Source organism: Bradyrhizobium sp. (genome assembly GCF_050014615.1).
Taxonomy (GTDB): Bacteria; Pseudomonadota; Alphaproteobacteria; order Rhizobiales; family Xanthobacteraceae; genus Bradyrhizobium.
The window spans coordinates 1-10,343 of record NZ_JBEKCZ010000189.1 but is presented as its reverse complement, the minus strand read 5'-3'; the positions used below and the strand labels follow the sequence as shown (position 1 = coordinate 10,343).

The window sequence follows — 10,343 nt, the reverse complement described above, 5'->3', positions numbered from 1 at the left end:
CCGCGTGACGCTGACCCACAGCGACAGTTCGGGTTCGTCGCGCTACATCGTGCCGCTCGGTACTTCCCTGAGCCCCGGCGATACCGTCCTCGTCGGCGAACGCTGGTTCTGACGATGTCCGAAGTACGTTGTCATTCCGGGACAAGCTTCCTGGCGTGGTCCCGAAATAACGGCGCAATCTTACTTCTTCAAATGCTTGGCAAGGAAGCCGATGCTGCGCGGCCAGGCGATCTCCGCGCTGGTCTTGTCGTAGCTTGGCCGCTCGTCGCAGTGAAAGCCGTGCTGCGCGCCCGGATAGATGTGGATCTCGACATCAGGCCGCTTGGCGCGGATGGTCTCGACATCGCTGAGCGGAATGCCGGCGTCCTTTTCGCCGAAATGCAATTGCGTCGGCACTTTCGGCTTGTCGTCGGCGAAGCGAACGACAGCGCCGCCGTAATAGCCGATCGCGACCGACAAGCCCGACAGCTTGGTAGCGGCGGCATAGGCGATGCTGCCGCCTAGGCAAAAGCCGATAATGCCGACCGGGCCGACATCCTTCACGGCATCGATGGCGGCCTGGGTGTCGCGCAGCATCGCCGCCCAATCGGGATTGGCGACGAATTTGCGTGCCACCGCGATTTCATCCGGCGAATAGCCGGACTGGAAATTACGCTCGACGCGATCGAAGATCGCAGGCGCGATCGCGACATAGCCCTCTTCCGCGAGGCGGTCGCAGACCGCCCGGATGTGGTGATTGACGCCAAAGATTTCCTGGATCACCACCATCGCCGCCTTGGGCGTGGTGGCGGGATCGGCCCGGTAGCCGCCCAGTTGAAAATGGTCCGAAGCCGTCAGCTTGATATCATGTCCCACGGGTCATCCGTTCGTTTTCAGTTGCACGAAGTTGTTGCGGTAAGGCTGGAAAATTGCAGCGCACGCGGCCTACCATAGCCAGAACGGCGTAATGTAGCTGCTGTCACCCTTCCAGCCGGTCAGTCTGCCCCGGCGGAATTGCAAATAGAGCGGGTCTCTGCGCGAGAACAAAATAACCCCGCTGGTGTCGCGAATCGCCAGATAGATTTCATTGCCGCGGCGGCCACTGATGTAGCGCAGCGGCGTTCCCAAGGCGCGCGCGGCCTCCCCGGCGTCCATTCCGAAGGCCAGCGGCGTATTGGTCGGCCAGTCCGTCATCAGGGATGGCGTATACGGACCGCCGATCGGTGCAGGTGCCCCGGCATTTGCGGGAGCCGGCACCGCGGCGAACAGGGCGATCGCCAGAGACACTGACGCAGCTGATATTTTCATGATGCAACCTTCTGCTTTGAACTTGCGTCCTATTCTATCGCGATCCCATCGCCGGTGGGAACCGCCTACCCCCAGCGGCTATTATGTCAGCGCTATTACCGCAACGCACAACACCCCTTTGGCATGTTATTTTTTGTTCGAGCGATTCCAAATTGGATTGCCTCCGGAACCGATCGCGATCATTCTGCACCCGACTGGCATCGGACCGGTGGGTGCCATCCAATACCAAAAAGTGAGTTGCCGCCGTAAGCGGCGTCATGCACCGGCTAGGGAAGAGAGACAATGCCTAATCTCAACATCAACGGGCGGAATATGTCCGTCGAGGCGGCGAACGATACGCCGCTGCTTTGGGTTATCCGTGAACAACTACAGATGACCGGCACCAAATTCGGCTGCGGCGCTGGCCTGTGCGGTGCCTGTACCGTTCACGTCAACGGTGAAGCCGTACGATCCTGCCAAACCTCGGTCAGCGATGCCGTCGGCAAGAAAATCACCACCATTGAGGGTCTCAGCGCCAAGGGCGATCATCCATTGCAGAAGGCATGGGTCGCCGAGCAGGTGCCGCAATGCGGCTACTGCCAATCCGGACAGATCATGCAGGCAGCATCGCTGCTCGCCAAGAATTCCAACCCGACCAAGGACGAAGTCGTGGCGCACATGGACGGCAATCTCTGCCGCTGCATGACCTATTCGCGCATTCAAAAAGCAATCATGCGCGCCGCCGCCGATATGCGCACCGCGTCCAACGCTGGCGACCGGAGGCCGACATGAATACGCACGTGAAGATCACCCAAGAGAACATCACCCAGGACAAGACCGTTGGCGAAGCCGCCGACCTCAGCCGCCGCTCGTTCCTCGTCGGCACAGCCGCCGCGGGTCTCGCGCTCGGCTACTCCGCCGTTCCCGGCCTGCTCGGCGCCGATCAGGCGTTTGCTGCAGCCGGCAATTTCGATCCCAGCGTCTGGTATTCGATCGCGCCGGACGGGATCGTCACCGTGACATGCGGCAAGGCCGACATGGGCCAGCACATCGCCTCGACCATGGCCCAGATCATCTCCGAGGAACTCGGCTCGAACTGGAAGGACATGCGGGTTCAGCTCGCATCCAACGATCCGAAGTTCAACGATCCCGTGCTCGGCGCGCAGATTACCGGCGGCAGCTGGAGCACGATGATGAACTACGATGCGATGAGCCGCGCGGGTGCCGCGGGGCGAATGGCATTAACGGAAGCCGCCGCCGCCGCGATGGGCGTGCCCGCCGGCGAGTTGGTGGTGCGTGATTCCGTGATCTCGCATCCGAAGTCGAAGAAATCGATGACGTTCGCGGACATCGTCAAGAGCGGCAAGGCCACCAAGACCTTTACGCCCGACGAGCTCAAGGCGATCAAGCTCAAGACGCCGGACCAGTACACCATGATCGGTGTTTCGGTTCCGCAGCTTGACATTCCCTCGAAGACCAACGGGACCGCCAAATACGGCATCGACGTCATGCTGCCGGGCATGGTGTATGGCAAGGTCGTCACGCCGCCGGTACGCTACGGCGCCACGGTCAAATCGGTCGATGACAGCGAAGCCAGGAAAGTACCGGGCTTCATCAAGGCCGTTACCCTCGACGACAAGACCGCAACCACCACCGGCTGGGTGGTGGCGGTGGCCAACACCTACGCCAACGCCCGCAAGGCCGCGGACGCGCTCAAGATCACCTATGACGGTGGTCCGAACGCCAAGCTGTCGAGCGAATCCCTGCTCACCGAAGCCAAGCGGTTGCAGAAGCTGGACGACTCCGGCCTGTTCTTCGTCAAGGACGGCGACACGGCGGCGGCGTTCGGTACCGCGGCCAAGGTGATCGAGGCGGAATATACCACCAACATCAACATCCATGCGCCGATGGAACCGATGAACGCCACGGCGCAGCAGCAGGGCGATATCTGGCATCTCTATTCCGGCAACCAGTTTGCGACGCGCTCCGGCGCGATCGCGGCGGGCGCGGCCGGGGTCGATCCCAAATTTGTCGTGATGCATCAAATGTGGCTGGGCGGCGGCTTCGGCCGGCGTCTCGACGCCGACATGATGGTCCCGGCGGTGCAGGCGGCGAAGGCCGTCGGCAAGCCGGTCAAGGTCATCTATTCGCGCGAAAACGACATGACCATGGACTTCTCACGTCCGTTGACGTTCCAGAAGGTCAAGGCCGGTCTCGACGGCGACGGCAAGCTGATCGCGTTGAACCACGACGTGGTCAGCGCGTGGCCGACCAAGCGTTGGGGAATTCCGGATTTCCTCACCCCTGCGGTCGACAAGAAGGGCGCCCTCGACGGGTTTACGGTGAATGGTGCGGACTTCTTCTATTCCGTGCCCAACCACAACGTCCGCGCCATTCTCAACGAGATGGCGCACAACGCCACCCCGTCGGGACAGTTGCGGTCGGTGGCGCCGGGCTGGACCTTCTGGGCGGTCGAAAGCATGGTCGATGAACTCGCCCATGCGGCCGGCAAGGATCCGGCGCAATACCGGATCGACATGCTCGACGGCAAGGGCGCCAATGCCGGTGGGGCGCAACGTCTGCGCAACACCCTGCTCGCAGCGATGGGCATGGCCGGTTACGGCACCAAGCAGTTGCCCAAGGGCGAAGGCATGGGCGTTGCCTGCGTCTCGTCGCAGGAGCGGGCGACGGCAAGCTGGACCGCTTGCGTCGCGCATGTCGCGGTCGCGCCCTCGGGCGAGGTCAAGGTCAAGAAACTGACCGTGGCCACCGACGTCGGCACCCAGGTCCATCCCGACAATATCCGCGCCCAGGTCGAAGGTGCGGCGTTGTGGGGCCTTTCACTTGCCATGTATGAGAAGGCAACGCTGAAGGATGGCGGTATCGAGCAGACCAATTTCGATACCTACACGCCGCTGCGGATGTCTCAGATGCCGGAGGTCGCCATCAGCGTCATCGCCAATGGCGAAAAGGCCACCGGCGTCGGCGAACCGGCGGTGACCGTGATCGCACCTGCGCTCGCCAACGCGATCTTCAATGCGTCTGGCGCCCGCGTCCGCTCGCTGCCGATCACGGCAGAGGCGGTGAAGGCGGCGATGTCGAAGGCATAAATCAGCCACGCTGATTTCAACAACGATCCGCCGGAGGTTCCCTCCGGCGGATTTTTTGTGTCCTGTTGTTTGTTCGACGGGTTCCAATTGTCGCCTGTTCAGGGCTTCGGAACCGCCGCGGATCGCACGACCGCTTGAAAATCCGTGGTCCGGATACGCGCAGGGCCGGCGGCAGCCGGGCATTCATTCAAATTTTACTGTCCACGATAGGTAGGCATTCATCCGTTCTGTTAATCCCCGGGAATGGCTTGTCGGGCTAACCTCTGCTGTCGGCCACCTCTACCCGCCAGCGAGGATCCATGTCAGCCAATTCGTCTTCCGCCAAACGCCGGCTGCTGCTGGCGTCCGATCGCAGCGATCGAAGCACCGAATTGGCGAATATTCTGCAATCCGTCGGTGAGGTGGATACGATCTCGACGTCGGATATTCCCGACACCCCGGCCAGTCATATTTCCGGGATCGTGGTCGATATCAATCTGCGTTCCGCGCAAAGCGTGCAGCGGGTTCGGGACAAGCTGCGGACCGAAGCCTACCGCGCGATGCCGCGGCTGTTTGTTCTCGCCGACGCGCTCCACCACGGCTCGATGCAGGCCTGGGCATTGGGCGCAACGGATACGATATCGCGGCCGTTCGATGCCCAAGGCATCCTGCAACGCATCCGCTCGGCCTTTCCGGACACCCACGGATTCGATACCACCGATCGCGGCAAAGCCCTGAACCGGGGCGTTGCCGCCGCGCACGAAGTGATGGTCAAGATATTCCAGAAGCTTCCGGCGGGCGTTCCGCTGACATTCAGCGACATCGTGGCGGCTGAAAACAAGATTCTGAAAGCCATCAAGCACTCATCCCTGCGCGAATGGCTGACGACCGTCGGCTGCCACCACACCGACAGCTATCGCCATTGTCTGTTTGTCACCGGCTTCGCCGTTGCGTTCGCGCAGCATCTCGGCATGCGCGAGGACGACCAGCGTCGCCTGGCGCGCGCCGCCCTGCTGCACGATGTCGGCAAGGCATTCGTCCCGGTCGCGATTCTGGACAAGCAGGACGTGTTATCGGAAGAGGAGACGATCGAAATCCGCAAACATCCGCGTCTCGGCTATGACGCGCTCGCGGCCCAGGGCAGCTTTCCGCCGGAAATGCTCGATGTGGTGCTGCACCATCACGAATTCCTCGACGGCACCGGATATCCCGACGGCCTGCGCGGCGATCAGATCAGCGACATCGTTCGCCTGACCACGATCGTGGATATCTACGCCGCGCTGGTGGAGAAGCGGGCCTACCGGCTGCCTTATACACACGCCAAGGCCTTCAGCATCATGGAACAGATGGACGGCAAGCTCGACCAGCATTTGCTGCAGGCGTTCCGCCCGGTGACCATGGGGTCTTATTGATCGGCCGGCTGAGACCTCGCCATCCTTGCGAGGAGTGAAACGACGAAGCAATCCACTCTAGCTTCCAAATGGATTGCTTCGCTTGCGTTCGCAATGACGATACCCGTGGCCGGCGCCCTAAGCCGCACCGCTTTCATACGACGATATCTCGATCAGGCTGCCGTCGGGATCGCGGCAGTAGACCGACCGCAGCACGCCGCGGGCGCCTTGTTTTGCCACCGGGCCCGCCTCGATCGCGACCCCGCACGCCGTGAGATGCGCGACCACCTGTTCCGGCGTGCTTGAGGTCAGAAAGCACAGATCGTCACTGCCGGCGGTTTCATGGTCCGCGGTGAACCACTCGACCTTGTCGGCGTCGCGCGGCCGCACGTTGATTTTCTGATCGCCGAAAACCAGCGACGTCCTGGTGGACTTGCCCTGGCCCGGGTCGAATATCCGGATCTCCATGCCGAGAATCCTGCGGTACCATTCGGCGGAACTTGCCACGTCGGCGACATTGATCACGATGTGATCGAGCGCGTTGACTTTGACCGACATAGGCTATCCTTTCGTCGCAGGCCCCATGCGCGTGGGCCGCGCTGGCCGCATCCTGGTTTGTTTGTTACAACGCGCACCGTCGTCAATTCAACAACATCGAACCGTGCCAAGCGGTTCAAGGATGCAGGGAGAAACTTAAATGGCATCACGCCGCGCCGCGATAGGTCTGATAGCACTTGGCGTCTCGGCCCTCGCCTGTCCGATCGGCCAAGCCCTCATCGGAGAAGCCTTCATCGGCGAAGCCTTCGCGCTGGACTATCCGACCCGGCCGGTCCGCTTTATTGTCGGATACCCGGCCGGCGGCTCGACCGACATTGTGGCCCGGCTGATCGGGCAGCGGCTGTCGGAACGGCTCGGCCAGCAATTTGTGATCGAGAACAAGCCCGGTGCCGGCAACAACATCGGCACCGAGACCGTGGTCAAGGCCGACCCCGATGGTTACACGGTACTCTTGGTCAATCCGGCCAACTTCATCAACGCATCGCTCTACGTCAATCTCAATTTCAATTTCATCCGCGACATCGCACCGGTCGCCTCCTTCAATCGCGTGCCGAATGTGATGACGGTCGGCCCGGATGTGCCGGCGAAGAACGTCGCCGAATTCATCGCCTATGTGAAGGCCAATCCCGGCAAGGTGAACATGGCGTCATCAGGCAATGGCACGTCGGTGCATCTGTCCGGCGAATTGTTCATGGCGATGTCGGGCGCCAAGATGCTGCATGTGCCCTATCGGGGCGCGGCGCCGGCGACCACCGACTTGCTCGGCAACCGGGTCCAGGTGATGTTCGACAACATGCCCTCCATTATCGGGCATATCCGCGGCGGCGCCTTGCGCGCGCTGGCGGTGACGACGGCAGCGCGTTCGCCGGAACTGCCTGATGTACCGACGGTCGCCGAGACTGTTCCCGGCTACGAGGCCAGCGCGTTGTTCGGCATGGGGGCGCCGAGGAAAACCCCGCCGGAGATCATCGCCAGGCTGAACCGGGAGATCAACGCGGTGCTGGCCGAACCGGAGGTCCGAAAGCGCTTGATCGAACTCGGCGGCGAACCGCTGATCACCACGCCGGAGGAATTTGGCGCCATGATCGCGGCCGAGACCGAAAAATGGGAAAAGGTAGTCAAGTTCGCCGATATCAAGGTGGAATAAGCAATCTCTCACGGGACATCGTCCTGAACGCAAGGCGATTGCCGCTTTGCGCGAATGGTCACCGCGCAGGCTCTGCTGGCGAAATAACTTGACGCCGGCCCGGACGCCCCTATACTAAACCATATGGTTAAGTATAGCGATCTAGCCCTGGACCGCACCTTTGCGGCACTCGCCGACCCGACCCGGCGGGCGCTGCTGGCGCGGCTCGGCAAGCAGGACGGCATTTCGGTGAGCGAACTGGCGCAGCCATTTGCGATGTCGCTGCCCGCGGTCATGAAACATCTCGACGTGCTGTCGGACGCAGGCCTGGTCACGCGCAGCAAGACCGGCCGCATCGTGGCGTGCCGGTTGACCGCCCGGCCGATGGAGCAGGCGATGGACTGGCTGAGCCGTTACCAGCGCTTCTGGTCGGAGAATCTCGACCGCCTTGCCGCTTTTGTGGAGGAAGATCAATGGCCACCAAATCAAGCGCCGCCAGCAACGCCGGGATCGCCACCCAACCGAGCCTCACCCTCACGCGTCGCCTCAACGCGCGGCCCGAGAAGGTCTACGCTGCCTGGACCGATCCGGAAAAAATAGCGCGCTGGTTTGGACCCTCACAGGTCATCGCCGGCTCGGTGCGGGCCGAGATCGACCTGCGCGGCGGCGGGCATTATCGCATCGCCTTCGATATGGCAGATGGCCTGCATCACCAGGTCGGCGGCGTCTACCGCGATGTGGTGCCGAACCGGAAACTTGTTTTCAGCTGGGCCTGGCATTCGACGCCGGAGCGCGAATCGCTGGTCACGGTGTCGCTGCAGCCTGACGGCGACGGCACCCTGCTGACGTTGCACCACGAACAATTGTTCGACGAGGCCGCGCGCGATGGCCACGAGAGCGGGTGGATCGGCACGCTCGACAAGCTCCAGATATTTATCGCCTGAAACGCCATAAGCACAGGAGCGCGCGATGCAGCCGCACAAGATCGTCTCCCGCGAACAATGGATCGAAGCCCGCAAAGCCCATCTGGCGCATGAAAAGGAATATACAAGGGCCCGCGACCGGCTGAGCGAGGAGCGCCGCGCGCTGCCCTGGGTCAAGGTCGACAAGAGCTATGGTTTCGAGGGGCCGGGCGGAACGCAGACGCTGGCCGATCTGTTCAAGGGGCGCAGCCAGCTCGTGGTGCAGCATTTCATGTTCGCGCCCGACTGGAACGAAGGCTGCAAAAGCTGCTCGTTCTGGGCTGACGGATTCGAGCGCATGATCCCGCATCTCGCCGCGCGCGACACCACGCTGGTCGCGATCTCGCGCGCGCCGCTGCCAAAGCTCGACGCCTTCAAGGCGCGGATGGGCTGGACCTTCGACTGGCTTTCCTCGTCCGGCGGCGATTTCAACTACGATTACGCGGTCTCCTTCAGGCCGGAAGAAATCAAGTCCGGCGCCAAGGTCTATAATTTCGGGACATCAGGCTTCGGCGTCGAGGAGGCGCCCGGCATCAGCGTGTTTTATCGCGACGAGGTTGGAGACATCTTCCATACCTATTCGTGCTTCGCGCGCGGCCTCGACATGATGAATGCCGCCTATCACTATCTCGATTTGACGCCGCTCGGCCGCCATGAAGATGGACTGCCTTATCCGATGGACTGGCTGCGGCTGCGCGACCAGTACCAGCCTGCGGCCGGGACGGTGGCGTGCTGCCACACCTGATCCAGCTGGATTGAGGAGGAATCCAGCCCGCTTACTTCAACAGCCTTTGTTTCAACAGCCCTTGCAGATCGACGAGACCATGCGCGCGGCCTTGCGGTCTTCCCGGTCGGTGACCGGATCGCCGGTGCCGAGCGCGGGTCCTCCGATAAAGCTGGCGCCGCCGGACGAAAGCGCCGTCCCGGCGGAATTGGTGCCGGGCGCGGTCGGCTGCGTGCCGAAAGCACCGCCGGTTGTGGCACCCGAATGATGCGCTCCCATGCCGGAGCCGCGGCTATGCGCCGCCGTCGCGAACAGCGCCGAGAGAACGACGCAACCGACTGCCAATATCCGCATGACGTCCTCCTGTAACTTCCTTTGACGTCCTAACGACATCCGGCCGGGTCTGGTTCCCGAAGCCTTTTTCAATTGTCCAACGGCCATGCGGCAGGCTCGCGGGAGCCTGAACTTCCAAACGGGAACACGGCTGGGGAAGCGCACGGCTGGCGCCAGACGAATGATCCCTGGCGCTTTCGGACTTCGCGAAGCCGAGAAGGACTCTTAAGCCTCGGCAGACCGGTTTTGCTCGCCGGCAATGGCGCGGTCGATGGCGTCGATCAACTCCTGGGTCTCGATGAACTTGATCCGCGCCCGCTCGGCCTTGTCGCGATCAAAGGGGGCTGCGAGGGTTTTGGCAAAAGCGTCGCGGTCGTCAGTCATTCGCTCACGCGCCTTTTTCAGCGTCTCAAGTCGCTCGCTCATCGGGGCTTCGCTTTCTGTTGGCTGCGTTGTTTCGTCGGCGCGTAAGGTATTGCCGTCTTCGACATTTAGCCACCGCGAGACGCAGTCGACACTTGAACGTTTAAAACGGCCAGATAGTTCAGAGCGATGGCGCGGCAATCTTCCGCGATGCAGCCAACGAAATTGAGCGCATTCCGGCGTGGGTCACTTTGTCGGACTTCGCGCCGTCAGATTTGCCGCCAATCCACCCGTTTTATCCGGCTTTAGAATCCCTGCTGATGCCGAACGAAGTTACCATTCTTGCGCCGTCCCGACTCGACTATGTTCTTGATATGTTCTAGGCTGGCCGCCGCGATCCAAGGTTGAGCGACCCCCGGCCGTTACTGAACGAACTGCGCTGCGTGTTTTTCCAAGCCGCAAGTCGGCTCGTCAGGTATAATTCCGCGCGATGTCTAACTCCAACAAAAAAAGCGAACCGATCCTAGCGTT

General features: G+C 61.9%; 12 protein-coding genes and 1 pseudogene. 8 read left to right on the top strand and 5 right to left on the bottom strand.

Annotated features, from left to right (window positions below):
• Window positions 1-112: pseudogene (locus ABR948_RS23890) on the top strand (polysaccharide biosynthesis/export family protein); the annotation flags it as partial.
• Between the two features lie 68 nt (window positions 113-180).
• Here ABR948_RS23890 and ABR948_RS23885 read toward each other — a convergent pair.
• Complete coding sequence (locus ABR948_RS23885; protein ID WP_428122851.1) at window positions 181-855, bottom strand: dienelactone hydrolase family protein; 675 nt, start codon at window positions 853-855, stop codon at window positions 181-183.
• A 69-nt stretch (window positions 856-924) separates the two neighbouring features.
• Window positions 925-1,287, bottom strand: coding sequence for a hypothetical protein (locus tag ABR948_RS23880; RefSeq protein ID WP_428122849.1), 363 nt, complete (start codon window positions 1,285-1,287; stop codon window positions 925-927).
• A gap of 282 nt (window positions 1,288-1,569) precedes the next feature.
• Between ABR948_RS23880 and ABR948_RS23875 the strand changes: the two genes are divergently transcribed.
• The 3 genes from ABR948_RS23875 to ABR948_RS23865 all read left to right on the top strand — a co-directional run bounded on the left by ABR948_RS23875 (window position 1,570) and on the right by ABR948_RS23865 (window position 5,767).
• Entirely contained in the window at window positions 1,570-2,058 is a 489-nt protein-coding gene (locus ABR948_RS23875) for a (2Fe-2S)-binding protein (RefSeq protein ID WP_428122847.1), read from the top strand.
• The gene (locus ABR948_RS23870; RefSeq protein ID WP_428122845.1) at window positions 2,055-4,376 is read left to right on the top strand and encodes a xanthine dehydrogenase family protein molybdopterin-binding subunit; all 2,322 of its coding nucleotides are present in this window, start codon (window positions 2,055-2,057) and stop codon (window positions 4,374-4,376) included. Before ABR948_RS23875 ends, ABR948_RS23870 begins: the two co-directional genes overlap by 4 nt.
• A 299-nt stretch (window positions 4,377-4,675) precedes the next feature.
• Entirely contained in the window at window positions 4,676-5,767 is a 1,092-nt protein-coding gene (locus ABR948_RS23865) for an HD-GYP domain-containing protein (protein WP_428122842.1), read from the top strand.
• Between the two features lie 117 nt (window positions 5,768-5,884).
• Here the strand turns inward: ABR948_RS23865 and ABR948_RS23860 are convergent, their stop codons facing one another.
• Entirely contained in the window at window positions 5,885-6,304 is a 420-nt protein-coding gene (locus ABR948_RS23860) for a VOC family protein (protein ID WP_428122840.1), read from the bottom strand.
• A gap of 139 nt (window positions 6,305-6,443) precedes the next feature.
• Here ABR948_RS23860 and ABR948_RS23855 point away from each other — a divergent pair, with 139 nt between their 5' ends.
• From ABR948_RS23855 to ABR948_RS23840, 4 genes are all read left to right on the top strand, one after another.
• Window positions 6,444-7,451: a Bug family tripartite tricarboxylate transporter substrate binding protein gene (locus ABR948_RS23855; RefSeq protein ID WP_428122837.1), complete on the top strand. Its 1,008-nt coding sequence runs from the start codon at window positions 6,444-6,446 to the stop codon at window positions 7,449-7,451.
• A 123-nt stretch (window positions 7,452-7,574) separates the two neighbouring features.
• A complete protein-coding gene (locus ABR948_RS23850) occupies window positions 7,575-8,030 on the top strand; it encodes an ArsR/SmtB family transcription factor (protein ID WP_428122835.1) in 456 nt (151 codons plus the stop codon).
• Window positions 7,940-8,374 carry an SRPBCC family protein gene (locus tag ABR948_RS23845; RefSeq protein ID WP_428122854.1) on the top strand — a complete coding sequence of 145 codons (435 nt, stop codon included), beginning with the start codon at window positions 7,940-7,942 and terminating at the stop codon, window positions 8,372-8,374. Before ABR948_RS23850 ends, ABR948_RS23845 begins: the two co-directional genes overlap by 91 nt.
• A 25-nt stretch (window positions 8,375-8,399) precedes the next feature.
• Window positions 8,400-9,137 carry a DUF899 domain-containing protein gene (locus ABR948_RS23840; protein ID WP_428122832.1) on the top strand — a complete coding sequence of 246 codons (738 nt, stop codon included), beginning with the start codon at window positions 8,400-8,402 and terminating at the stop codon, window positions 9,135-9,137.
• Between the two features lie 51 nt (window positions 9,138-9,188).
• Here ABR948_RS23840 and ABR948_RS23835 read toward each other — a convergent pair whose 3' ends face one another.
• Window positions 9,189-9,470 (bottom strand): hypothetical protein, encoded by a 282-nt coding sequence (locus tag ABR948_RS23835; RefSeq protein WP_428122830.1) that lies wholly within the window; start codon window positions 9,468-9,470, stop codon window positions 9,189-9,191.
• A 204-nt stretch (window positions 9,471-9,674) separates the two neighbouring features.
• Entirely contained in the window at window positions 9,675-10,013 is a 339-nt protein-coding gene (locus ABR948_RS23830; RefSeq protein ID WP_428122828.1) for a hypothetical protein, read from the bottom strand.
• Window positions 10,014-10,343 lie beyond the last annotated feature (330 nt).